Below are 23,033 nucleotides of genomic sequence, written 5' to 3'. Positions count from 1 at the left end.
AACCTTGGGACGGATGAGCGCAGGCCATGCGGGGCGTGGCCTGTGGAGGTTTGTACGTTTTTTGATCAGCTGCGCCGGCGCATGCTGATCACGGCATCGACGCTATACACCGCAAGCCCAGCCCAGATAAACAGGAACGCCACCAGTGTGCTGGACGACAGGTGCTCACCGAACAGCAGCACGGCGAGCAACAACACCAGCGTCGGTGCGATGTACTGGAGGAACCCTAGGGTGGTGTAGGGCAAATGCCGCGCCGCGGCGTTGAAGCACACCAGCGGAACCAGCGTCACGGGGCCAGCCGCCACCAGCCACCAGGCTTCGGAGGTGGTCCAGAAAGCGGCCTGGGCACTGGTGGCCGTGGGGTTGAACAGCAACCAGGCGATGGCGATCGGCACCAGCATCCAGGTTTCCACCACCAGCCCCGGCAATGCCTTGACCGGCGCCTGCTTACGGATCAATCCATAAAAACCGAAGGTCAGTGCCAGCACCAGCGACACCCACGGCAGGCTGCCCACTTGCCAGACCTGCTGCGCCACGCCGACCGCCGCCAACCCTACCGCCAGCCATTGCATGCGGCGCAGGCGCTCGCCGAGGATCAGCATGCCCAGCAGTACGTTCACCAGTGGGTTGATGTAGTAACCCAGGCTGGCTTCGAGCATGCGCTCGTTGTTCACCGCCCAGACGTAAGTCAGCCAGTTGGCCGCGATCAACGTCCCGCTCAAGGCGAGGATCGCCAGTCGTCGTGGATTGTCCCGCAGTTCGCGCCACCAGCCGGGGTGTTTCCAGACCAGCAGCAACGCCGCGCCGAACAAGGCCGACCACAGCACGCGGTGGATGATGATTTCCACGGACGGCACGCTGGCGATGGCCTTGAAGTAGATCGGGAACAGTCCCCAGATGATGTAGGCACTCAGGCCCAGGATGTACCCGCGACGCGGGTTGGCGGCTTGCATGCAGAGTCCTTGCTTAGGCAGCTAACAAAGGGGTGATTGTAAGGAGATTTGTCTGGTTGTGCTGTGAACCTTGTGCACAATCACCGAAAGTCCCCTGTGGGAGCGGGCTTGCTCGCGAAGGCGGCGTGCCTGGCAGTACAACTTTGCCTGACCCAGCGCTTTCGCGAGCAAGCCCGCTCCCACAGGGTGATTCTGCAGTCCATCAGAACAACTTCAACGGCTCTTCATTGAGCGCCGCCAGTTGCTCGCGCAGTGCCAGTACCTGGTCGCCCCAGTAACGTTCGCTGCCGAACCACGGGAAGCTGCGCGGGAAGGCCGGGTCGTCCCAGCGTCGCGCCAGCCAGGCGCTGTAATGCATCAGGCGCAGGGCGCGCAGCGGTTCGATCAGCGCCAGTTCACGCGGGTCGAAGTCGTGGAACTCACGGTAGCCATCCATCAATTCCGACAACTGCCCCAGGCATTCCTGGCGATCGCCGGCGAGCATCATCCACAAGTCCTGCACCGCCGGACCCATGCGGCAGTCGTCGAGGTCGACGATGTGGAAGACCTCGTCACGGCACATCATGTTGCCGGGGTGGCAGTCACCGTGCATGCGGATGTTCTTATGGGGCGTGGCGGCGTAGACCTCTTCGACACGCTTGAGCAGGTCCCTGGCGACCGACTCGTAGGCCGGCAGCAGGGCGCGGGGGACGAAACCACTTTGCAGCACGGTAGCCAGCGAGTCATGGCCGAAATTCTTCACGCCCAAGGCTTCACGATGCTCGAACGGGCGGGTCGCCCCGAGCGCGTGCAGGCGCCCGAGCAATTGCCCCAGGCGATAGAGTTGATCCAGATTGCCCGGCTCCGGCGCCCGGCCACCGCGACGGGGAAACAGGGTGAAACGAAACCCGGCGTGTTCGTGCAGGCTGGTGCCGTTGTGGATCAGCGGCGCTACCACGGGCACTTCGTACTCGGCCAACTCGAAGGTAAAACTGTGCTCTTCCAGGATCGCTTCGTTGGTCCAGCGCTGGGGGCGATAGAACTTGGCGATCAGCGGCTCGGCATCTTCGATGCCGACCTGATAGACACGGTTCTCGTAGCTGTTGAGGGCCAACACGCGGGCGTCGCTGAGAAAGCCGATGCTTTCAACGGCATCGAGTACCAGGTCGGGCGTGAGGGTTTCAAACGGATGGGACATGCTGACTCCTGCGCAGCGGCAGGGCTGCCGCGTCCGACCCAGCATGGTAGCGCAGACGGAGGCAGATAGGTGGTGGCTGTGCTGACGCTATCTTGAGCAGGCTCGCTCCCACAGTGGATCTTCGGTTGTACCGCCGATCCCTGTGGGAGCTTGCTCGCGATGAGGTCCTATCAGGCGCCGATGACCCCGCCATCTTCCCGGGTAATCACCATCACCGATGACCGTGGCTTGCCGTTGGGCAGGTGCTCAGGGAAGGTCGAGCCGCCGTTTTCCCCCGGATGCTGGATCCCGACGAACAAGGCCTTCTGGTCCGGCGCAAAACTGATCCCAGTGACTTCGCAGCCCACCGGCCCGACCATGAAGCGGCGAATTTCGCCACTGTTGGGGTCGGCGCAGAGCATCTGGTTGTTGCCCATGCCAGCGAAGTCCCCGGCGTTGCTGGAGTCACCGTCGGTAAGGATCCACAGCCGCCCGGCTTTGTCGAAGCCCAGGCCATCGGGGCTGTTGAACATATTCTGCGCGTTGATGTTGGACGACCCGGCTTTCGGCGTGCCAGCGTGTACCGTTGGGTTGCCGGCGACCACGAACAGGTCCCAGGAGAAGGTCTTGGAGGCGTGGTCGTCGCGGTCGGTGCGCCAGCGCAGGATCTGCCCGTAGACGTTCTTGGCCCGAGGGTTCGGCCCGTCCACCGGCTGACCGTCTTCGCCGCGCTTGGAGTTGTTGGTCAGGGTGCAATAGACCTGGCCGTCTTTCGGGCTGACCACGATCCACTCCGGGCGGTCCATGCGGGTGGCACCCACGGCGCTGGCGGCCAGGCGCGCATGGATCAGCACTTCGGCCTGGTCGGCGAAGCCGCTGCTGGCGTCGAGACCGTTCTTGCCATGGGTCAGCTCGATCCACTGGCCCTTGCCTTTGGGATGGTCCGGGTTGCCGTCGCCGGCATCGAAACGCGCCACGTACAAGGTGCCATGGTCCAGCAGGTTACGGTTGGCCTTGGCATTGCGCGGGTTGATGCGTTCGCGGCTGACAAACTTGTAGATGAACTCGCCGCGCTCATCGTCGCCCATGTACACCACGGCGCGACCGTCATTAGTCTGCGCCAGGGCGGCGTTTTCGTGTTTGAAGCGGCCCAGGGCGGTACGTTTTACCGGGGTGGATTGCGGATCGAACGGGTCGATCTCGACCACCCAGCCGTGGCGATTGAGTTCGTTGGGGTTCTTTGCCAGGTCGAAGCGCGGATCAAACAGGTGCCAGTTGATCTCACGGCTGGTGACGGTGGCGCCGTAGCGTTTTTGCGCTTCATCGAACTGCAAATCGGACTTGCTGCTGCCGAAGCAGTCGGTGAAGTTTTCTTCGCAGGTCAGGTAGGTGCCCCAGGGTGTCATGCCGTTGGCGCAGTTCTGGAAAGTCCCCAGCACTTTCTTGCCGCTCTTGTCGGCGCTGGTTTTCAGCAGGTCGTGGCCGGCGGCCGGGCCGCGCAGGCGAATCGGCGTGTTGCCGTGGATCCGGCGGTTGTAGCGCGATTCCTGGACAAACTGCCACTGGCCGCGACGACGCTGGACCTCGATCACCGAGACCCCTTCGCTGGCCTGGGCCTTGTGCACGTCTTCGGCCGACTGCGGCTGACCGCCGTGGGGGAAGAGGTAGCGGTAATTGGTGTATTCATTGTTGATCGCCATCAGCGCCCGGTTCTTGTCACCGGGGAATTCGAACAGGCTCATGCCGTCGTTGTTGTCGCCGAACTGCACTTCCTGTGCGCGGGCTGTACCGTTGCCACTGGGGTCGAAGGCCGGGGCATTTTTCTGCAGCGGCTGGCCCCAACTGATCAGCACCGAGGATTTGTAGCCCGGCGGCAAGGTGATGGTGTCGGCCGTGGCGGCGGCGATGCTGTTAAAGCCCAGCAGCTTGCTGTTGCCTTCGCTCACGGCGGCGGCCAGGACGCTGCGGCTCAGCAGGTTGCCGCCCAAAAACATCGCCGCGCCGCACAGGGCGCCGGCGCTGATGAAGCTGCGACGACTCAGGCCGACGATCTTTTCCAGGTCGGTGGATTGGTTTTCTTCTAATAGGCTCATCTCAGGCTCCCTGCTGGTTTTGGCAGTCACCTTAAAGCGGGTCGATGAAACTATTGTTGCAGCGTGCTACAGCGGTGTGCCGAGCAGCACATTTGTTGGCGAAAACGTTACTTGCACCGGTGAGCCGGCTGCCAGTTTCTGCGCTTGCAACTGAAGCGGCTCGGCCAGGGCGCACAGCGTCTGGCCATTGGGCAGGCCTATGCGCACTTCGCTGGGGCCATCCTGGGCGGCGTCGATCTGCTCGATCATGCCGCGCAGTGTATTGGGCCCCGGTTTTTCCGCTTGCTCGACAGGGTGCAATTCCAGCCAGCCGGCCTTGATCAGCGCCACCACTTCGGTGCCGGTATCCAGCTCCAGGCGCAGGGTGCTGTCGTGGGTAATCTGGGCTTCGATGACCAGGCCCCGGGCCAGCTCCAGGCGTACCCGGTCGTTGTGCCCTTGCGCCTCGATGCCCAGGACCTTGCCATGCAATTGATTGCGGGCACTGGTGCGCAGCATCAGGCGACTGAGCAGGCCCAGGTCGCCGGCGTCCTCGCTCGCTTCCAGCAGTTCGGCCTGCAGCGCTTGCAAGCGCTGATACAGGCGCAGCACGCGCAGGCCTTCCTCCGACAACTTGGCGCCGCCACCGCCCTTGCCGCCGACGCTGCGCTCTACCAACGGTTGGTCCGCCAGGTTGTTCAATTCATCGATGGCATCCCAGGCCGCCTTGTAGCTCAGGCCCGCGCTCTTGGCGGCGCGGGTGATCGAGCCCTGTTCGGCGATGTGCTGCAACAGGGCGATGCGTTGAGGTCGCCGAACGATGTGCTGGGTCAGAAGCGTGGACAAGGACATGACGGAAAACTGCATGCAAGGGGCTATGAGCGGACGTTGGCGCCTTGGGCGCGGCACGTCAAGCCGGCTCACCGGGTTTCGGCGTGCGGGCCAGGCAGTACACATCGACCCGCGCAGCGCCGGCATCGCGCAACAGGGCCGCCAGTGCTTGGGCAGTGGCACCGGTGGTGAGCACATCGTCGACCAACGCCAGGTGACGGTTGCGCAACGCGGCCTCGGGCGCCAGGGCAAAGGCCTGGCGCAGGTTTCGCCGTCGTGCCTTGGCGTCGAGGGCCTGTTGGGCGGGGGTGTCCTGGGTGCGTCGCAGCAGGTTTTCTTGGCAAGGGATCGCCAACGGTCCACTGAGCCAGCGGGCCAGTAGCGCCGCCTGATTGAAACCGCGCTGGCGCAAGCGCCGGGTCGCCAGTGGCACCGGTACCAGTGCGTCGGGCCGTTCCAGGCCTTCGTCGAAATGATGCTGCAGCGATTGGGCCAGCAGTTCGCCCAGTAGCCGGCCCAGGGGCCACTTCGCCTGATGCTTGAAACGGGTGATCAGGCTGTCCACCGGGAAGTCGTAGGCCCAGGGGGCCAGGACCCGCTCGAAGGCCGGCGGTTGCGAGGCACATTGTCCGCAACGCAGTCCGGCCATGGGCAGCGGCAATGCGCAGACGCGGCATTGATCGCCAAGCCAGGGCAGTTCGCTTTCACACGGTGTGCAGATAGGCTGTGGTGTGTCGGTGCTTTCGCCGCACAATAAGCAGAATTGTTTGTTTTTTAACCAGATGTAAACCGGTCCGTTGTAACGTGGTTGACAGCGCATGACTCTTCCTTAAATATGCCGAACATCCGTGTCGCGCCTGTGGGTATTCCATCCCCCAGGCGCCAGCCAAGCATAATCAAGGAAATGCCCATGAGCGCCAGCACCACTGCCAACCTGCGTCATGACTGGTCTTTGGCCGAAGTCAAAGCACTCTTCGTCCAGCCATTCAATGACCTGCTGTTCCAGGCGCAGACCGTGCACCGCGCGCACTTCGACGCCAACCGCGTCCAGGTTTCCACGCTGCTGTCGATCAAGACCGGCGCTTGCCCGGAAGATTGCAAATATTGTCCGCAGTCCGGTCACTACAACACCGGGCTGGATAAAGAGAAATTGCTGGAAGTGCAGAAGGTCCTCGAAGAGGCCGCGCGTGCCAAGGCCATCGGTTCGACCCGTTTCTGCATGGGCGCGGCCTGGAAGCATCCGTCGGCCAAGGACATGCCGTATGTGCTGGAGATGGTCAAAGGCGTGAAGGCCATGGGCCTGGAAACCTGCATGACCCTCGGCCGCCTCGACCAGGACCAGACCCAAGCGCTGGCCCAGGCCGGCCTGGACTACTACAACCACAACCTCGACACATCGCCGGAGTTCTACGGCAGCATCATCACCACCCGCACCTACAGCGAGCGCCTGCAAACCCTGGCCTATGTGCGTGATTCGGGGATGAAGATCTGCTCCGGCGGCATCCTCGGCATGGGCGAGTCCCTGGACGACCGCGCCAACCTGCTGATCCAACTGGCGAACCTGCCGGAGCACCCGGAATCGGTGCCGATCAACATGCTGGTCAAAGTCGCCGGTACGCCACTGGAGAATGCCGAGGATGTCGATCCGTTCGATTTCATCCGCATGCTCGCCGTGGCGCGGATCATGATGCCCCAATCCCATGTACGCCTGTCCGCTGGCCGTGAAGCGATGAACGAGCAGATGCAGGCCTTGGCGTTCCTGGCCGGTGCGAACTCGATTTTCTACGGTGACAAGCTGCTGACCACCGCCAACCCGCAAGCCGACAAGGACATGCAGTTGTTCGCCCGCCTGGGTATCCAGCCCGAAGCCCGGGAAGAACATGCCGATGAAGTGCACCAGGCGGCGATTGAGCAGGCGCTGGTGGAGCAGAAGAGTAGCGAGCAGTTCTACAACGCCGCTGTTTGATTGCTCACCGATTCCCTGATTGGAATGCAAGAAACTGTGGGAGCGAGCCTGCTCGCGATGGCGATGGAACCTTCAGCATTTGTGTCGACTGGTACACCGCTATCGCGAGCAGGCTCGCTCCCACAAGGTTTTTGGCCAGTCTTTAAATAGTTGAGGCCTGCATGCCCTTCGATCTCGCCGCACGCCTGGCTGCCCGTCGCGCCGAAAACCTCTATCGCCAGCGCCCGTTGCTCGAAAGCCCGCAGGGCCCGGAAGTGGTGGTGGACGGCCAGCCGTTGCTGGCTTTCTGCAATAACGATTACCTGGGCCTGGCCAATCACCCGCAGGTGATCGAGGCCTGGCGCGCCGGGGCGGCTCGGTGGGGCGTCGGTGGCGGTGCTTCCCATCTGGTGATTGGCCACAGCGGCCCACATCACGCCTTGGAAGAAGCCTTGGCCGACTTGACCGGCCGCCCACGGGCGCTGCTGTTCACCACCGGCTACATGGCCAACCTCGGCGCGGTCACCGCGCTGGTGGGGCAGGGCGATACCGTGCTGGAAGACCGCCTCAACCATGCTTCGTTGCTCGACGCCGGGCTGTTGTCTGGTGCGCGCTTCAATCGTTACCTGCACAACGATGCCCAAAGCCTGGCCAATCGCCTGGAGAAAGCCACTGGCAATACCCTGGTGGTCACCGATGGCGTATTCAGCATGGACGGCGACATCGCCGACCTGCCGGCACTGGCCCGTGCGGCCAAGGCCAAGGGCGCCTGGCTGATGGTCGACGATGCCCACGGTTTTGGCCCGCTGGGTGCCAATGGTGGCGGTATCGTCGAGCATTTTGGCTTGAGCCAGGATGACGTGCCGGTGCTGGTTGGCACCTTGGGCAAGGCCTTCGGCACCGCCGGCGCTTTTGTGGCCGGCAGTGAGGAACTGATCGAGAGCCTGATCCAGTTCGCGCGTCCCTATATCTACACCACCAGCCAACCGCCGGCCCTGGCCTGTGCCACGCTCAAGAGCCTCGAACTGCTGCGCAGCGAGCATTGGCGGCGTGAACATTTGCAGGTGCTGATCCGCCAGTTCCGTCACGGCGCCGAACAGATTGGCCTGCAATTGATGGACAGCTTCACGCCGATCCAGCCGATCCTGATCGGTGATGCGGGGCGGGCGATGCGTTTGTCGCAGATGCTGCGTGAGCGCGGGCTGATGGTCACGGCGATCCGTCCGCCCACCGTACCGTCCGGCAGCGCTCGTTTGCGCGTGACCCTGACCGCCGCCCACAGCGAAGCCCAGGTGCAGCTATTGCTGAATGCACTGGCCGAGTGTTTTGCCCAACTGGGACCGGAGCCAAGCCATGCGTGATCGACTGATACTGCTGCCCGGTTGGGGCTTGGGTATTTCGCCGCTTGAGCCATTGGCGGCGGCGCTGCAAGGTCTCGACGAACATCTGCGGGTGGAAATCGAGCCGTTGCCGGCACTGACATCGAGCGACCTCGATGAATGGCTCGAGGAGTTGGACGCCGCCGTGCCCCAGGATGTCTGGCTGGGCGGTTGGTCCCTGGGGGGCATGCTGGCTTCGGCGCTGGCGGCGCGGCGCGGTGAGCGCTGCTGCGGCTTGCTGACCTTGGCGAGCAATCCCTCGTTCGTCGCCCATGCGCAATGGCCGAGTGCAATGGCCGCTGAAACCTTCGATGGCTTTCTCGCCGGGTGTGCCGCCGATCCACGCCAGACCCTCAAGCGTTTCAGTTTGCTATGCGCCCAGGGCTGCAGTGATCCGCGTGGATTGTCGCGATTGCTATTGGCCGGTGCACCGAGTACTTCGCCCGAGGTATTGATGGCCGGGCTCGAACTGCTGGTGCAACTGGACACCCGTCAGGCATTGCAAAGCTTTCGCGGTCCGCAACTGCATCTGTTTGCCGGGCTCGATGCCCTGGTACCGGCTGAAGCCGCGAGTGAGTTGTTGGTCTTGCTGCCGGATGTCGAAATCGGCTTGATCGAACAGGCCGGTCACGGATTCCTTCTGGAGGACCCGCACGGTGTGGCGGGGGCGATCCAGGCTTTTTTGCATGAGTCCGGTGATGACTGATTTGTCTCTTCCCAAATTACCCGGTGCCTTGCCCGACAAGCGCCAGGTGGCGGCTTCGTTTTCCCGGGCTGCAGCCAGTTATGACAGCGTGGCCGAGTTGCAGCGCGACGTGGGCCAACAGTTGCTCGGGCGCTTGCCATCTTCGTTTATCCCACAACGTTGGCTGGACTTGGGTTGCGGCACCGGTTATTTCACCCGGGCCCTCGGCGCGCGTTTCGGCGAGACGACCGGCCTGGCACTGGATATCGCCGAAGGCATGCTCAACCATGCTCGTCCCCAGGGCGGAGCTGCGCATTTTGTCGCCGGCGACGCAGAGCGACTGCCCTTGCAGGCGTCGAGTTGCGATTTGGTGTTCTCCAGCCTGGCGGTGCAGTGGTGCGCGGATTTTGCCTCGGTGCTGAGTGAGGCTCATCGTGTATTGAAACCGGGTGGGGTTTTTGCCTTTACCAGCCTTTGTGTGGGCACTTTGTACGAATTGCGCGACAGTTGGCGTCAGGTGGATGGCCTGGTACACGTCAACCGTTTCCGCGCATTCGAGACGTATCGACAGTTGTGCGCGGCCAGCGGGCTGCATGTTCTCAGTCTTGAAAATTGTCCCCATGTGTTGCATTACTCCGATGTGCGCAGCCTGACCCACGAGCTGAAAGCCTTGGGCGCCCACAATCTGAACCCTGGCCGGCCCGGTGGGTTGACGGGCAGGGCGAGGATCCTGGCGTTGGTTGAAGCCTACGAACAGTTTCGACAGGCGCAGGGGTTGCCCGCGACCTATCAGGTGGTCTACGCCGTCTTGGAGAAACCGCTATGAGCCAGGCCTATTTCATTACCGGCACCGACACCGATGTAGGCAAGACCACCGTCGCGGCAGGCCTGCTGCATGCTGCACGGCAGGCTGGCATGAGTACCGCCGCTGGCAAACCCGTGGCCTCCGGTTGCGAGGTGACACCCAAGGGCCTGCGCAATGCCGATGCCTTGGCCTTGCTAGCCGAATGCTCGATACCGTTGACTTATGCACAGGTCAATCCGGTGGCGTTCGAACCGGCAATAGCGCCGCACTTGGCTGCCCGGGAGGCGGGCGTTGCGTTGACGGTGCAGTCGTTGCTAGGCCCGATGCGCGAAGTGCTGGCGCTGGGCGCCGATTTCACCTTGATCGAAGGTGCGGGCGGTTGGCGAGTGCCGCTGGCCGGCCAGGACAATCTTTCCGACCTGGCGATAGCGCTGGGCTTGCCGGTGATTCTGGTGGTGGGCGTGCGCCTGGGCTGCATCAGCCATGCGTTGTTGACCGCCGAGGCGATCGCCCGTGATGGCTTGCAGCTTGCTGGTTGGGTCGCGAACATCATCGACCCGGCCACCTCGCGCCTGGAAGAAAACCTGGCAACCTTGGCCGAGCGACTTCCGGCGCCTTGCCTGGGCCGGGTGGCACGAATCCAAGGCGTGACGGCCGAAGCCGTGGCCGAACACCTTCAATTGGACCTGCTGGACTGAAACCACGCCAAGGTTTTGCCTATGACGCGGCACTGTGCCATTAGTGTTTTTGTCGGGCCTTTTCCGCAGGCTTCTGGTTCAATGGCCACTGTCGACCCTTCAAGAAGACGAGCTCTGCCATGGAAATCTCAGGAAACACCGCGTTCTATGCCGGTCTGAGTACGATTCAGACAGGGCAGAACCGTGTCGATCAGGCGGCCGGCCAGATTGCCAACACCACGATCGAGCGCTCGGTCACCAGTCAGTCGTCCGAAGTGCAGGTTGATCGCCTGCGTTCGGTGGATCGCAGCCAACAGTCGGACCAGGCCGCAAACGTGGTCGAACTGTCCCAAGGCAAGTTCCAGGTGCAACTGGGTGTGAGCGTGGCCAAGGCATCCGACGAAATGCTCGGTACGTTGATCGATACCTTCGCCTGATCCTGTTCTTCAGATTTACGAAAACGCCGCGATTATTCGCGGCGTTCTTGTCTCTAACGTCTTATTGCTCAACTAATATTTCCTACGCACACCGCGAGTTCTTCAGTGCGATGGATTTTCCGTGTCCGACATTTTTCCCAAGCTGATGACGAATGGCAAAAGATCGGCGCTTGACAAGATTTGGGCGTAAACGTATGTTTCAAACAACTGTTTGACCGCTACAACAAATCCACGCGGTCGTTCATTCCCGGTTACATCAGCAGAGGTTTATCGCTATGCCTGACTACAAGGCCCCCTTGCGTGATATTCGCTTCGTTCGTGACGAACTGCTTGGCTACGAAGCGCATTATCAGAGCCTTCCGGCTTGCCAGGATGCAACTCCGGACATGGTTGACGCCATTCTCGAAGAAGGCGCCAAGTTTTGTGAGCAGGTATTAGCTCCGCTGAACCGCGTGGGCGACATCGAAGGCTGTACCTGGAGCGAGTCCGGCGTGAAGACCCCGACCGGTTTCAAGGAAGCCTACAAGCAATTCGTCGAAGGCGGCTGGCCAAGCCTGGCCCACGACGTCGAGCACGGCGGGCAAGGCCTGCCGGAGTCTCTGGGCCTGGCGGTCAGCGAAATGGTCGGCGAAGCCAACTGGTCCTGGGGCATGTACCCAGGCCTGTCCCATGGCGCGATGAACACCATTTCCGAACACGGCACGCCTGAGCAGCAAGAGGCTTACCTGACCAAGCTGGTTTCCGGCGAATGGACCGGCACCATGTGCCTGACCGAACCGCACTGCGGCACCGACCTGGGCATGCTGCGCACCAAGGCCGAGCCTCAGGCCGATGGTTCCTACAAGGTCAGTGGCACCAAGATCTTCATTTCGGCCGGTGAACACGACATGGCCGACAACATCGTCCACATCGTGTTGGCTCGCCTGCCGGACGCTCCCGCCGGCACCAAGGGCATTTCGCTGTTCATCGTTCCCAAATTCCTGCCTAACGCCGATGGCTCCATCGGTCAGCGCAACGCAGTGAGCTGTGGTTCCCTGGAACACAAGATGGGCATCCACGGCAACGCCACTTGCGTGATGAACTTCGACGCGGCCACCGGTTACCTGATCGGCCCGGCGAACAAAGGCCTGAACTGCATGTTCACCTTCATGAACACCGCACGCCTGGGCACCGCGCTGCAAGGCCTGGCCCACGCCGAAATCGGTTTCCAGGGCGGCCTGAAATATGCCCGCGATCGTCTGCAAATGCGCTCCCTGACTGGCCCGAAAGCACCGGAAAAGGCTGCCGACCCGATCATCGTGCACCCTGATGTGCGTCGCATGCTGCTGACCATGAAGGCTTTCGCCGAAGGTAATCGGGCGATGGTCTACTTCACCGCCAAGCAGGTCGACATCGTCAAGTACGGCGTAGATGAAGAAGAGAAGAAAAAAGCCGATGCGCTGCTGGCGTTCATGACGCCGATCGCCAAGGCCTTCATGACTGAAGTCGGCTTCGAATCGGCCAACCATGGCGTGCAGATCTACGGCGGCCACGGCTTCATCGCTGAGTGGGGCATGGAGCAGAACGTTCGCGACAGCCGTATCTCGATGCTGTACGAAGGCACCACCGGCATCCAGGCCCTCGACCTGCTGGGCCGTAAAGTGCTGATGACCCAGGGCGAGGCACTCAAGGGCTTCACCAAGATCGTCCACAAGTTCTGCCAGGGCAACGAAGGCAACGAAGCGGTCAAGGAGTTCGTAGAACCCCTGGCTGCGCTGAACAAGGAATGGGGCGAGTTGACCATGAAGGTCGGCATGGCGGCCATGAAGGATCGCGAGGAAGTCGGTGCGGCATCGGTGGACTACCTGATGTACTCCGGTTACGCCTGCCTGGCCTATTTCTGGGCCGACATGGCACGCCTGGCTGCGGAGAAACTCGCCGCCGGTACTACCGAAGAAGCCTTCTACACCGCCAAGCTGCAGACCGCGCGCTTCTACTTCCAGCGCATCCTGCCGCGCACCCGTACCCACGTGGCAGCCATGCTGTCGGGCGCCAACAACCTGATGGACATGAAAGAAGAGGACTTCGCGTTGGGCTACTAAGCCTCACGCGGTTCTTCCAAAAGCCGCTGCTTCTTCGGGAGCAGCGGCTTTTTCATGTTCGCCTAAATCTCCCTGTGGGATCTTGAGATATTTCGAAAAACATTCATCAAACAGCACCTAAGAAAACATTCCCTCCTGCCGTTACAGGGGTGGCAGTGTGACATCTGTCACATCCAGCGTGCCTTACTGCTCCAGTTGCAGGCACAATGCCATCTTTGCTCAGCCGGGTCGGAGCTTTACCCTTGCCGCGTTCTTCCGCTGTACGTCTAAGCCATTTCCTACCATCGTTACTGCTTTTGCTGGCGGGACTTGCGGCTGCCTACGTCAAGGATCTCAACGTTTTCTTCACCTCGTTGTTCAACGTTCTTCCGACGCTGGTGTTATTGCTGGGCGGGGCGTACTGCGCCGTCTACCGACGTCAACGTGAACTGTTTCTGATGGTCACGGTATACATCGCTTATTTCCTCCTGGATACCCAGACCGACTTCTACCGCGATAACGGCAAGGTGCGCGAAGACGCCGCTGTGGTATTCCATCTTGTCTGCCTGTTGTTGCCACTGTTGTTCGGGTTGTTCGCGGCGTGGCAGGAGCGCACTCATCTGTTCCAGGACATGGTGGCGCGGTTCGCGGTGTTGCTGGTCTTTGGCAGCGTGGCATTGGCCCTGGAGCAGAGTTTTCCCCAGGCCTTGCTGTTGTGGCTTTCGGAGATCCGCTGGCCCGCGTTGCACGGCGCCTGGATGAGCCTGATCCAATTGTCCTACCCAATGTTCGCCGCCGTGTTCCTGCTGTTGGCCTGGCAATACTGGCGCAACCCCCGGCCATTGCATGCCGCGCAATTGGTGGGGTTGCTCGGGTTGTTCTGGATGTTGCCGAAAACTTTCATCCTGCCGTTCACCCTGAACATCATGTGCAGCCAGGTGATGTTGATGATCGCCGCTGCGGTCGCTCACGAGGCCTACCAAATGGCCTTCCGTGACGAGCTCACCGGCCTGCCGGGGCGTCGGGCGCTGAACGAGCGCATGCAGCGCCTGGGGCGCAACTATGTGTTGGCGATGAGTGACGTAGACCACTTCAAGAAATTCAACGACACCCATGGTCACGATGTGGGTGACCAGGTGCTGCGCCTGGTCGCCAGCAAACTGTCGAAGATCGGCGGTGGCGGCAGGGCGTATCGCTATGGCGGGGAGGAATTTGCCCTGGTGTTCGCGGGCAAGACCATCGACGAGTGCATGCCCCATCTGGAAGTCATCCGCCAGTCCATCGAGACGTACGCCATCCAGCTGCGCAATCCCGACAGCCGTCCCCAGGACGATCAACAAGGCCGTCAGCGTCGCTCTGGCGCCGGTGCGTCCAGCGTATCGGTGACCGTCAGCATCGGCGTGGCCGAACGCGTTGAACAACGTACACCCGAAGAAGTGCTCAAGTCCGCCGACCAGGCGCTCTATAACGCCAAGGGCGCGGGGCGTAACTGTGTGATCGCCTTCGGGCAGAACCGCCGTGGCGCGGTGCGCATGGACGCCGCCGCGGGTTGAGTGATGACGGCGCATTCAGCGTCTGGACTGTGATTGTGGGCTTGGGTGGCCGGCAGTAGGTTGGAAACGATCTGCTACCGGAGAAAACCACCATGCCCGAGTACAAAGCCCCCTTGCGCGACATGCGCTTTCTGATCGATCACGTCTTCGATTTCCATGGCCGTTACGCCGAACTGGGTGCCAACGATGCCAGCCCGGACATGGTCAGCGCGATCCTCGAGGAAGGCGCCCGATTCTGTGAGAACGTGCTGGCGCCGCTCAATCGCTCTGGTGACGAAGAAGGTTGCCATTTCGACAACGGCGTAGTCACCACGCCTACAGGCTTCAAGCAGGCTTTCGCACAGTACGTGGAGGGCGGCTGGCATGGGCTGGCGGCGGACCCGGTGTATGGCGGCCAGGGCCTGCCCAGTTCCCTGGGCCTGGTCATCAGCGAGATGATCGGCTCCAGCAACACCTCCTGGGGCATGTACCCGGGCCTGACCCACGGCGCCATGTCGGCGATTCACGCCCACGGCACCGAAGAACAGAAACAGACCTACTTGAGCAAACTCACCGCCGGCCAGTGGACCGGCACCATGTGCCTGACCGAAGCCCACTGCGGCACCGACCTGGGCATCATCAAGACCCGGGCCGCGCCCCAGGCCGACGGCAGCTACGCGATCTCCGGCAGCAAGATCTTCATTTCCGCCGGCGAGCACGACATGAGCGATAACATCATCCACCTGGTGCTTGCCAAGTTGCCGGACGCCCCCGCTGGGACCAAAGGCATCTCGTTGTTCATCGTGCCCAAGTTCCTGCCCGACGCCACGGGTGAGGCGGGGGCGCGCAATGGCGTTTCCTGTGGCTCGATCGAACACAAGATGGGCATCAAGGCGTCGGCCACTTGCGTGCTGAATTTCGATGGAGCCAAGGGGTTCCTGATCGGCGAGCCGAACAAAGGCCTCAACTGCATGTTCACCATGATGAATCATGCCCGGCTCGGCACTGGCATGCAGGGCCTGTGCCTGGGAGAAGCGAGCTTCCAGGGCGCGATCAAATACGCCAACGAACGTTTGCAGATGCGCGCGCTGACCGGTCCCAAGGCGCCGGAAAAAGTCGCCGACCCGATCATCGTCCATCCCGATGTGCGCAGGATGTTACTGACCATGAAGGCCTTCAACGAAGGCAACCGGGCGTTGACGTATTTCACCGCGCAACTGTTGGACACCGCGCACCTGAGCCAAGACGAAGCAGCCCGCCAGGAGGCCGAGGACCTGCTGGCGTTCCTCACCCCGATCTGCAAGGCCTTCATGACCGACACCGGGCTGGAGGTGACCAACCACGGCATGCAGATATTTGGCGGCCACGGCTTCATTCGCGAGTGGGGTATGGAGCAGTTGGTGCGTGACTGTCGCATTGCGCCGATCTATGAAGGCACCAACGGCATCCAGGCCTTGGATCTATTGGGGCGCAAGGTGTTGGGCAGCCAGGGCAAGCTGCTGCGTGGCTTCACTAAAATCGTCCACAAATTCTGCGCTGCGAATGCCGGACATCCGCAGCTCAAGGATTATGTCGCGCAACTCGACGGCCTCAACCAGCAATGGGGCGAGCTGACTACCCGGGTCGGCATGGCGGCCATGAAGAACCCGGACGAAGTGGGTGCCGCCTCCGTGGATTATCTGATGTACAGCGGTTACATCATCCTGGCCTACCTGTGGCTGCGCATGGCCTTGGTGGCCCAGGCGCAACTCGACGGTGGCAACGGCGATGGGGATTTCTGCCGGGGCAAACTGGTTACCTGCGAGTTTTACTTCAAGCGCCTGCTGCCACGCACGACCGCCCATCGGGCCGCCATCGAGGCTGGAAGTGACTGCTTGATGAAGATGCCAGCGGAGTTGTTTGCTCTCTGACTGAACCGTGGCGAGAGAGCTGCTCCATCCCAGTGGAAGCAAGCTTCCTCGCCACGGCAAATCCCTCAGCATATGCTGTGACTAAAAATAACAAAACGGTCATGGGTTGACCCTATGTGTCTTAAAAGTTGTTGAGGTACACTCCAGCCACTGCAAAAACCGTTTTCATACGAACCAACTGTTTAGATCCTGCGAGGTTTGCCATGGCTGACTACAAAGCGCCCCTGCGCGATATGCGCTTCGTCCTCAATGAAGTGTTCGAGGTCGCGAAACTCTGGGCCCAACTGCCGGCGCTGGCCGACACCGTGGACGCTGAAACGGTCGAAGCGATCCTTGAAGAAGCCGGCAAAGTCACCAGCAAAAGCATCGCCCCCCTCAGCCGCGCCGCTGACGAAGAAGGCTGCCACTGGGCTGACGGTGCCGTCACCACGCCGGCAGGTTTCCCACAGGCCTACAAGACTTACGCTGAAGGCGGTTGGGTCGGTGTCGGCGGTGATCCGACGTACGGCGGCATGGGCATGCCCAAGGCCGTTTCGGCCCAGGTCGAGGAAATGGTCAACTCCGCCAGCCTGTCCTTCGGTCTGTACCCGATGCTGACCGCCGGCGCTTGCCTGTCGATCAATGCCCATGCCAGCGAAGAGCTGAAGGCGGCGTACCTGCCGAACATGTACGCCGGTATCTGGGCCGGTTCCATGTGCCTGACCGAGCCTCATGCTGGTACAGACCTGGGAATCATCCGCACCAAGGCCGAACCCCAGGCCGACGGCTCCTACAAGGTCAGCGGCACGAAGATTTTCATCACTGGCGGCGAACACGATCTCACCGAGAACATCATCCACCTGGTGTTGGCGAAACTGCCGGACGCGCCGGCAGGCCCGAAAGGCATTTCCTTGTTCCTGGTGCCCAAGTTCATGGTCAATGCCGATGGCAGCCTGGGCGCACGCAACCCGGCCAACTGCGGCTCGATCGAACACAAGATGGGTATCCAGGCATCCGCCACTTGCGTGATGAACTTCGACGAAGCCGTGGGTTACCTGGTAGGCGAACCGAACAAAGGCCTGGCGGCGATGTTCACCATGATGAACTACGAGCGCCTGGGCGTGGGTATCCAAGGCCTGGCCTCCGGTGAGCGTTCCTACCAGAACGCCGTCGAATACGCCCGTGATCGCCTGCAAAGCCGCTCGCCAACCGGTGCGCAAAACAAGGACAAGGTCGCCGACCCGATCATCGTCCATCCCGACGTGCGCCGGATGTTGCTGACCATGAAAGCCTCGAACGAAGGTGGCCGGGCATTCTCCACTTACGTGGCGATGCAATTGGATACCGCCAAGTTCAGTGAGGACCCTGCCACCCGTAAGCGCGCCGAGGACTTGGTGGCGTTGCTAACACCGGTGGCGAAGGCTTTCCTGACCGACCTGGGCTTGGAAACCACGGTCCACGGCCAACAGGTTTTCGGCGGCCACGGCTATATCCGTGAATGGGGGCAGGAACAACTGGTGCGCGATGTGCGTATCACCCAGATCTACGAAGGCACCAACGGTATCCAGGCGCTGGACCTGGTAGGGCGCAAGATCGTCGGCAGCGGCGGTGCGTTCTACAAGTTGTTTGCCGATGAAATCCGCCACTTCACCGCCACCGCTAGCAGCGACCTGGCGGAGTTCACCACGCCGCTGAACGATGCGGTCGGTACGTTGGATGAACTGACTGAATGGCTGCTGGATCGGGCGAAGAGCAACCCGAACGAAATCGGCGCGGCGTCGGTGGAGTATCTCCAGGCATTTGGCTACACCGCCTATGCCTACATGTGGGCACTGATGGCCAAGGCTGCCTTGGGCAAAGAAAGCCAGGATGATTTCTACGCGAGCAAACTGGGCACGGCACGGTTCTACTTCGCCCGTCTGCTGCCACGTATCCACTCGCTGAGTGCTTCGGTGAAAGCGGGCAGCGAGTCGCTGTTCCTGTTGGAGCCCGGGCAGTTCTAAAAGCTGACATTGTGTAAGCAAACGCTTACACAATGTGCTGGCATTTTCCCTCTATCAGTAGATTGGATCCAGGGCTAATCTACTTCACATGGACGTCGCGCAGGATGCGCAGAGCAACAACACGGACACGTAGGATTCTGCCAGGAAGGCGGAGTGAAAGGGATGTCAGGGAAACAGTCTGCAAAGCCCCGCTTCGGCGGGGTTTTCTTTTGCCTGCGTTTTTTGTCGTTATCGGATTTGGCCGTTCGGCCACCCATCCTGGTTGTTTTTCACTGAACCCTGACGAGCGGTCGTGGGTCAATGAGCTATGTGGCAACGTAGCCATCGCCAATCAGGAGTTATCCATGGATATCATTCGAATCATTATCGCCATCCTGCTGCCGCCACTGGGGGTTTTCCTGCAGGTCGGTTTTGGCGGGGCCTTCTGGCTGAATATCCTGCTGACCCTGTTGGGTTACATCCCCGGCATCGTGCATGCGGTGTACATCATCGCCAAGCGCTGAACCGGCATGATTAATAGGCTGGTTGGAAACCTGTGGGAGCGAGCCTGCTCGCGATATCGGTTTATCAGTCTCGGAGATGTTGACTGAACCATTGCTATCGCGAGCAGGCTCGCTCCCACATTGATTTTGCATTTCCCCTATGTGGGGCTATCCATCACCCTGCGATAGAACAACCATTCATGCTCCAGCGCATGCGCCTGGTTCGCAGCCTTGCGAAAGCCGTGACGCTCATCGGGATAGTAATGCGCCTCGACCGTAACGCCGTTCGCCTGTAACGCACTGACCATATCGCGGGTCTGCTGCGGCACGACTACGGCATCCAGCTCGCCCTGGAAAAAGATCACTGGTACGCGGATTCGATCGGCATGCAGCAGCGGCGTACGCGCGCGGTAGCGTTCGGCGTCCTGTTGTGGGTCGCCGATCAGCCAATCCAGGTAATCCCCTTCGAACTTGTGCGTGGCACGCCCCAGGGCGACAGGGTCGCTGACACCATAGAGGCTTGCGCCGGCGCGGAACACATCGTGGAACGCCAAGGCGCAAAGGGTCGTGTAGCCACCGGCACTGCCGCCCCGAATGAATGCGCGACGACCGTCGATCAGGCCTTGTCCGTCGAGATATGCGACCACCGCGCAAGCGTCCTCGACATCTACCACGCCCCAATTCAAATGCAACGCCTGTCGATACGCCCGGCCATAGCCGCTGCTGCCACGGTGGTTGAGGTCGGCGACGGCAAAGCCACGTTGGGTCCAATACTGGATACGCGGATCGAACAGCGGATAACAGGCCGAGGTGGGGCCGCCGTGAATGAACACGACCAATGGTGGCTTCGCGGGTGCATTCATGGCCGGGTAAAAGAACCCGTGGGCGTCACCCGACGCGGATGGATAGCGCAGGGTTCGAGGGGGGCTGATCTGTTCGATGGGCAACGGCGCGACGCCGCCGGCCAGCACTGCCACTGCGTGGTTATGGCGCTCAATGCTGATGATCGCCGATGGGCTGGTCGGTGAGGCGGCAACGGCGTAGATGAACCGTTCATCCAGCGCCAGGCTGCGAAAGCGGGTGTAGGTGCCGGTGAAGTCCTCATCGGCATCGTCGCTGTGGCACAGGCCCAGACGTCCGAAACCCGCGTCGGTCCAACTCGCCAGGTAGGTGTGTTCGTCCAGCGGCAGCCAGGTACAGCCACCCAGTTGCCATGGCGCCGGGGCGTGATCGGCTTGGGCGGAGGGCAGTGCTTGCAGGCCTTGAGGCGATTCCATCCAGGGTTGCCAGTAACCACCGCGATCAGTCAGGCAGTAAAGGCGACTGGACGCGTCGAAGCGCGGCTGCTGGATGGACTCCTCGTCATCGTTGCCCGCCACACAGCGCGGCTCACCCCAACCCTGGGCAGTGCGCTCGGCCAGCATCAACCGCGTTGCTGTCCAGGGTTGGTGCGGGCGGCTCCATTCAACCCAGGCGAGCCGCCGGCCGTCCGGGCTCACGGTCGGCGATGCATAGAAATCCGCGCCTTCTGCCAGCAGATGTCGCTGATGATCCGCCAACCCGATCGACACCAGGCGATGCTGGTTGGCCTGTTCTTCCACCGCCAATACCTGGCCGTCGGCGAAGCCAAGATCCCCATAGCGGCAGTCACCCGAGGTCAGCGCCACAGGCTGCTCGTCATTCAGGGATTGGTGGTACAGCTGCTGGTCGGCTTCATTGATGAACAACACACCGTCATGGCTCAGGCAGAACGATCCACCGCCGTATTCATAGACCCGGCTGCGTACGCTGAACCCGTCCGGTGTCAGGCGGCGGGCCTTGGCATCTTGCCAATGCCAGATCCGGCAGGCGCCGTCTTCGGGACGGTATTCATTCCAGAACAAGCCGAGGGGCCCGACCTGCAGTTCGGCGAAGTCGGTGCCGGCGGCCACGGCCTGGGCGGCGCTGAAAGGGTCAGCCTTTGGCGATGAGGCGCGAGTTTCGTTCATTGCGGAAGGCCAGTTGCTCAATGGTTTGCGTAGCGTGCTCGGCGTCTTCGCGCGCCTTAAGGATCACTCCGTGGTGTTCGGACTTGCTGCACACCGGGTCGGCGTTGCTCGCGTCCCCCGTCAGCATGAACGCCTGGCAGCGACAGCCGCCGAAGTCCTTTTCTTTTTCGTCGCAAGAGCGACACGGTTCGGGCATCCAGTCATAACCGCGGAAACGGTTGAAGCCGAACGAGTCGTACCAGATGTGCTGCATGCTGTGGTCGCGCACGTTGGGAAACTGCACCGGCAGCTGTCGGGCGCCGTGACAGGGCAATGCCGTGCCGTCCGGCGTGACGGTGAGGAAAATGCTGCCCCAGCCGTTCATGCAGCCCTTGGGGCGTTCTTCATAGTAGTCCGGCGTGACGAAGATCAGCTTGCACGGATTACCTTCAGCTTCCAGCTTGGCGCGGTATTCGTTGGTGACGCGCTCGGCCCGTACCAATTGCTCCCGCGTGGGCAGCAGGCCGACGCGGTTGAGCTGTGCCCAGCCGTAGAACTGGCAGGTGGCGAGCTCGACGAAGTCGGCTTCCAGGGCGATGCACAGCTCGATGATGCGGTCGATCTTGTCGATGTTGTGCCGATGGGTCACGAAGTTCAGCACCATCGGATAACCGTGAGCCTTCACCGCCCGGGCCATTTCCAGCTTTTGCGCGAAGGCTTTCTTCGAGCCGGCCAAGAGGTTGTTCACCTGCTCGTCGCTGGCCTGGAAGCTGATCTGGATATGGTCCAGGCCGGCCTTTTTGAAGTCGCTGATTTTCTGTTCGGTCAAACCGATGCCGGAGGTGATCAGGTTGGTATAGAAACCCAGCCTGCGCGCCTCGCCAATCAGTTCGGCCAGGTCCTGGCGCACCAGCGGCTCACCGCCGGAAAAGCCCAATTGCGCGGCGCCCATCTCTCGGGCCTCGCGAAAGACCTTGAACCACTGCTCGGTGCTCAGCTCCTTGCCTTGCTCGGCAAAATCCAACGGGTTGGAGCAATACGGGCATTGCAGCGGGCACCGATAGGTCAGCTCCGCCAGCAGCCACAGCGGCAGGCCGACTTCAGGCTTGGGTGGCAGCCCGGTGGTCTCAGGCAAGTTCGATCCAGTGCTGTGCACGGGCGACCTCCATGAATTGCTCGATGTCGTCACCGAGTTCCGGCACGTCCGGGAACTGCTTGGCCAACTCGTCGATGATGGCCGCGACATCCCGTTCGCCGTCGATCAGACCGCCGATCAGCGACGCGCTGTCATTCAGCTTGATCATGCCTTCAGGATAGAGCAGCACGTGGCCCTTCTGTGCCGGTTCGTACTGGAAGCGATAGCCGGGGCGCCAGCGCGGGGTTTTACTGCGGTCGAAACTCATAAGGCGATCCCTTTGTGCCACACCCGTTGCGCGGTCACGCTGTGGTAGGGCGGACGGTTCAATTCGTAGGCCATGCTCATGGCGTCGAGCATGCTCCAAAGGATGTCCAGTTTGAACTGGAGAATCTCCAGCATGCGCTCCTGCCCTGCGCGGGTGGTGTAGTGCTGCAAGGTAATCGCCAGGCCATGTTCCACATCGCGCCGGGCCTGGCTCAGACGAGTGCGAAAGTATTGGTAGCCGGTCGGGTCGATCCACGGGTAGTGCTGCGGCCAAGTGTCGAGGCGCGACTGGTGGATCTGCGGGGCGAACAGTTCGGTCAGCGAGCTGCTGGCGGCTTCCTGCCAACAGGCCCGGCGGGCGAAGTTGACATAAGCATCCACCGCGAAACGCACACCCGGGAGCACCAGTTCCTGGGAACGCAGCTGATCGGGATCCAGGCCCACCGCCTGGCCCAGCCGCAGCCAGGCTTCGATACCACCGTCCTCGCCGGGCGCGCCGTCATGGTCGAGCAGGCGCTGGATCCACTCGCGACGGATCTCCCGATCCGGGCAGTTGGCCAGGATCGCGGCATCCTTGAGTGGGATGTTCACCTGATAGTAAAACCGGTTGGCGACCCAACCCTGGATCTGCTCGCGAGTGGCGCGGCCTTCATACATCGCCACGTGATACGGGTGATGGATGTGGTAATACGCGCCCTTGGCGCGCAGGGCCGCTTCGAACTCGGTGGGGGACAGGGGGGTGTCAGTCATTTCGGTCT

Annotated in this window: 20 protein-coding genes; 11 read left to right on the top strand and 9 right to left on the bottom strand. The window is 61.6% G+C overall.

The window, feature by feature from the left end:
* Window positions 1-65: 65 nt before the first annotated feature.
* From rarD to PBDP_RS27290, 5 genes are all read right to left on the bottom strand, one after another.
* Window positions 66-953, bottom strand: coding sequence for an EamA family transporter RarD (gene rarD, locus PBDP_RS27310; protein ID WP_109755009.1), 888 nt, complete (start codon window positions 951-953; stop codon window positions 66-68).
* Window positions 954-1,155: 202 nt separating this feature from the next.
* Complete coding sequence (locus tag PBDP_RS27305) at window positions 1,156-2,130, bottom strand: serine/threonine protein kinase (protein WP_109755008.1); 975 nt, start codon at window positions 2,128-2,130, stop codon at window positions 1,156-1,158.
* Window positions 2,131-2,300: 170 nt separating this feature from the next.
* Complete coding sequence (locus tag PBDP_RS27300) at window positions 2,301-4,202, bottom strand: PhoX family protein (protein WP_212801550.1); 1,902 nt, start codon at window positions 4,200-4,202, stop codon at window positions 2,301-2,303.
* Window positions 4,203-4,268: 66 nt separating this feature from the next.
* Window positions 4,269-5,033: a TOBE domain-containing protein gene (locus PBDP_RS27295; RefSeq protein WP_212802544.1), complete on the bottom strand. Its 765-nt coding sequence runs from the start codon at window positions 5,031-5,033 to the stop codon at window positions 4,269-4,271.
* Between the two features lie 58 nt (window positions 5,034-5,091).
* Window positions 5,092-5,832 (bottom strand): ComF family protein, encoded by a 741-nt coding sequence (locus PBDP_RS27290; RefSeq protein ID WP_109755006.1) that lies wholly within the window; start codon window positions 5,830-5,832, stop codon window positions 5,092-5,094.
* Window positions 5,833-5,922: 90 nt separating this feature from the next.
* On the opposite strand from PBDP_RS27290, the gene bioB reads away from it, so the two are divergent.
* From bioB to PBDP_RS27235, 11 genes are all read left to right on the top strand, one after another.
* A complete protein-coding gene (gene bioB / locus PBDP_RS27285; protein WP_109755005.1) occupies window positions 5,923-6,978 on the top strand; it encodes a biotin synthase BioB in 1,056 nt (351 codons plus the stop codon).
* A gap of 161 nt (window positions 6,979-7,139) precedes the next feature.
* On the top strand, window positions 7,140-8,318 hold the full coding sequence (gene bioF / locus PBDP_RS27280) for an 8-amino-7-oxononanoate synthase (RefSeq protein ID WP_109755004.1): 1,179 nt from the start codon (window positions 7,140-7,142) through the stop codon (window positions 8,316-8,318).
* Window positions 8,311-9,042 carry an alpha/beta fold hydrolase gene (locus tag PBDP_RS27275; RefSeq protein WP_109755003.1) on the top strand — a complete coding sequence of 244 codons (732 nt, stop codon included), beginning with the start codon at window positions 8,311-8,313 and terminating at the stop codon, window positions 9,040-9,042. The genes bioF and PBDP_RS27275 overlap by 8 nt, the downstream gene beginning before the upstream one ends.
* Window positions 9,035-9,847, top strand: a complete 813-nt coding sequence (gene bioC, locus PBDP_RS27270) for a malonyl-ACP O-methyltransferase BioC (RefSeq protein ID WP_116833611.1) — start codon at window positions 9,035-9,037, stop codon at window positions 9,845-9,847. The genes PBDP_RS27275 and bioC overlap by 8 nt, the downstream gene beginning before the upstream one ends.
* Window positions 9,844-10,524 carry a dethiobiotin synthase gene (gene bioD / locus PBDP_RS27265; protein WP_163856364.1) on the top strand — a complete coding sequence of 227 codons (681 nt, stop codon included), beginning with the start codon at window positions 9,844-9,846 and terminating at the stop codon, window positions 10,522-10,524. Before bioC ends, bioD begins: the two co-directional genes overlap by 4 nt.
* A gap of 119 nt (window positions 10,525-10,643) precedes the next feature.
* Complete coding sequence (locus PBDP_RS27260; protein ID WP_109755000.1) at window positions 10,644-10,940, top strand: pyrroloquinoline quinone biosynthesis protein PqqE; 297 nt, start codon at window positions 10,644-10,646, stop codon at window positions 10,938-10,940.
* Window positions 10,941-11,215: 275 nt separating this feature from the next.
* On the top strand, window positions 11,216-13,021 hold the full coding sequence (locus PBDP_RS27255) for a phenylacyl-CoA dehydrogenase (protein ID WP_212801549.1): 1,806 nt from the start codon (window positions 11,216-11,218) through the stop codon (window positions 13,019-13,021).
* 242 nt (window positions 13,022-13,263) lie between these two features.
* Window positions 13,264-14,553 (top strand): GGDEF domain-containing protein, encoded by a 1,290-nt coding sequence (locus PBDP_RS27250; RefSeq protein ID WP_109754998.1) that lies wholly within the window; start codon window positions 13,264-13,266, stop codon window positions 14,551-14,553.
* A 92-nt stretch (window positions 14,554-14,645) separates the two neighbouring features.
* Window positions 14,646-16,442 carry an acyl-CoA dehydrogenase C-terminal domain-containing protein gene (locus tag PBDP_RS27245; protein ID WP_212801548.1) on the top strand — a complete coding sequence of 599 codons (1,797 nt, stop codon included), beginning with the start codon at window positions 14,646-14,648 and terminating at the stop codon, window positions 16,440-16,442.
* 203 nt (window positions 16,443-16,645) lie between these two features.
* Window positions 16,646-18,424 carry an acyl-CoA dehydrogenase C-terminal domain-containing protein gene (locus PBDP_RS27240; RefSeq protein WP_212801547.1) on the top strand — a complete coding sequence of 593 codons (1,779 nt, stop codon included), beginning with the start codon at window positions 16,646-16,648 and terminating at the stop codon, window positions 18,422-18,424.
* Between the two features lie 344 nt (window positions 18,425-18,768).
* Window positions 18,769-18,927, top strand: a complete 159-nt coding sequence (locus tag PBDP_RS27235; RefSeq protein ID WP_038436734.1) for a YqaE/Pmp3 family membrane protein — start codon at window positions 18,769-18,771, stop codon at window positions 18,925-18,927.
* Between the two features lie 137 nt (window positions 18,928-19,064).
* Here PBDP_RS27235 and PBDP_RS27230 read toward each other — a convergent pair whose 3' ends face one another.
* Genes PBDP_RS27230 through pqqC form a run of 4 tightly spaced genes read right to left on the bottom strand, consistent with a single transcriptional unit; the run spans window position 19,065 to window position 23,025 of the window.
* Window positions 19,065-20,894, bottom strand: coding sequence for a S9 family peptidase (locus PBDP_RS27230; protein ID WP_212801546.1), 1,830 nt, complete (start codon window positions 20,892-20,894; stop codon window positions 19,065-19,067).
* Entirely contained in the window at window positions 20,860-22,029 is a 1,170-nt protein-coding gene (gene pqqE / locus PBDP_RS27225; protein ID WP_109754994.1) for a pyrroloquinoline quinone biosynthesis protein PqqE, read from the bottom strand. Before pqqE ends, PBDP_RS27230 begins: the two co-directional genes overlap by 35 nt.
* Window positions 22,001-22,276: a pyrroloquinoline quinone biosynthesis peptide chaperone PqqD gene (gene pqqD, locus PBDP_RS27220; protein ID WP_109754993.1), complete on the bottom strand. Its 276-nt coding sequence runs from the start codon at window positions 22,274-22,276 to the stop codon at window positions 22,001-22,003. The genes pqqE and pqqD overlap by 29 nt, the downstream gene beginning before the upstream one ends.
* Window positions 22,273-23,025 carry a pyrroloquinoline-quinone synthase PqqC gene (gene pqqC / locus PBDP_RS27215; RefSeq protein ID WP_116833607.1) on the bottom strand — a complete coding sequence of 251 codons (753 nt, stop codon included), beginning with the start codon at window positions 23,023-23,025 and terminating at the stop codon, window positions 22,273-22,275. Before pqqC ends, pqqD begins: the two co-directional genes overlap by 4 nt.
* Between the last annotated feature and the right edge of the window lie 8 nt (window positions 23,026-23,033).

The sequence above is a fragment of the Pseudomonas sp. St290 genome (assembly GCF_018325805.1).
Lineage (GTDB): Bacteria > Pseudomonadota > Gammaproteobacteria > Pseudomonadales > Pseudomonadaceae > Aquipseudomonas > Aquipseudomonas bijieensis.
This window is presented reverse-complemented; position numbering and strand designations above follow the sequence as displayed.

What these genes read in the sequence shown, in the direction of transcription:
- PBDP_RS27235 (WP_038436734.1), top strand. Translation starts at nt 18,769, where the DNA reads ATGGATATCATTCGAATCATTATCGCCATCCTGCTGCCGCCACTGGGG.
- PBDP_RS27275 (WP_109755003.1), top strand. Translation starts at nt 8,311, where the DNA reads ATGCGTGATCGACTGATACTGCTGCCCGGTTGGGGCTTGGGTATTTCG.
- rarD (WP_109755009.1), bottom strand. Translation starts at nt 953, where the DNA reads ATGCAAGCCGCCAACCCGCGTCGCGGGTACATCCTGGGCCTGAGTGCC.
- bioD (WP_163856364.1), top strand. Translation starts at nt 9,844, where the DNA reads ATGAGCCAGGCCTATTTCATTACCGGCACCGACACCGATGTAGGCAAG.
- PBDP_RS27245 (WP_212801548.1), top strand. Translation starts at nt 14,646, where the DNA reads ATGCCCGAGTACAAAGCCCCCTTGCGCGACATGCGCTTTCTGATCGAT.
- pqqD (WP_109754993.1), bottom strand. Translation starts at nt 22,276, where the DNA reads ATGAGTTTCGACCGCAGTAAAACCCCGCGCTGGCGCCCCGGCTATCGC.
- bioF (WP_109755004.1), top strand. Translation starts at nt 7,140, where the DNA reads ATGCCCTTCGATCTCGCCGCACGCCTGGCTGCCCGTCGCGCCGAAAAC.
- bioB (WP_109755005.1), top strand. Translation starts at nt 5,923, where the DNA reads ATGAGCGCCAGCACCACTGCCAACCTGCGTCATGACTGGTCTTTGGCC.
- PBDP_RS27260 (WP_109755000.1), top strand. Translation starts at nt 10,644, where the DNA reads ATGGAAATCTCAGGAAACACCGCGTTCTATGCCGGTCTGAGTACGATT.
- PBDP_RS27255 (WP_212801549.1), top strand. Translation starts at nt 11,216, where the DNA reads ATGCCTGACTACAAGGCCCCCTTGCGTGATATTCGCTTCGTTCGTGAC.
- PBDP_RS27230 (WP_212801546.1), bottom strand. Translation starts at nt 20,894, where the DNA reads ATGAACGAAACTCGCGCCTCATCGCCAAAGGCTGACCCTTTCAGCGCC.
- bioC (WP_116833611.1), top strand. Translation starts at nt 9,035, where the DNA reads ATGACTGATTTGTCTCTTCCCAAATTACCCGGTGCCTTGCCCGACAAG.
- PBDP_RS27305 (WP_109755008.1), bottom strand. Translation starts at nt 2,130, where the DNA reads ATGTCCCATCCGTTTGAAACCCTCACGCCCGACCTGGTACTCGATGCC.
- PBDP_RS27290 (WP_109755006.1), bottom strand. Translation starts at nt 5,832, where the DNA reads ATGCGCTGTCAACCACGTTACAACGGACCGGTTTACATCTGGTTAAAA.
- PBDP_RS27300 (WP_212801550.1), bottom strand. Translation starts at nt 4,202, where the DNA reads ATGAGCCTATTAGAAGAAAACCAATCCACCGACCTGGAAAAGATCGTC.
- PBDP_RS27240 (WP_212801547.1), top strand. Translation starts at nt 16,646, where the DNA reads ATGGCTGACTACAAAGCGCCCCTGCGCGATATGCGCTTCGTCCTCAAT.
- pqqC (WP_116833607.1), bottom strand. Translation starts at nt 23,025, where the DNA reads ATGACTGACACCCCCCTGTCCCCCACCGAGTTCGAAGCGGCCCTGCGC.
- PBDP_RS27295 (WP_212802544.1), bottom strand. Translation starts at nt 5,033, where the DNA reads ATGTCCTTGTCCACGCTTCTGACCCAGCACATCGTTCGGCGACCTCAA.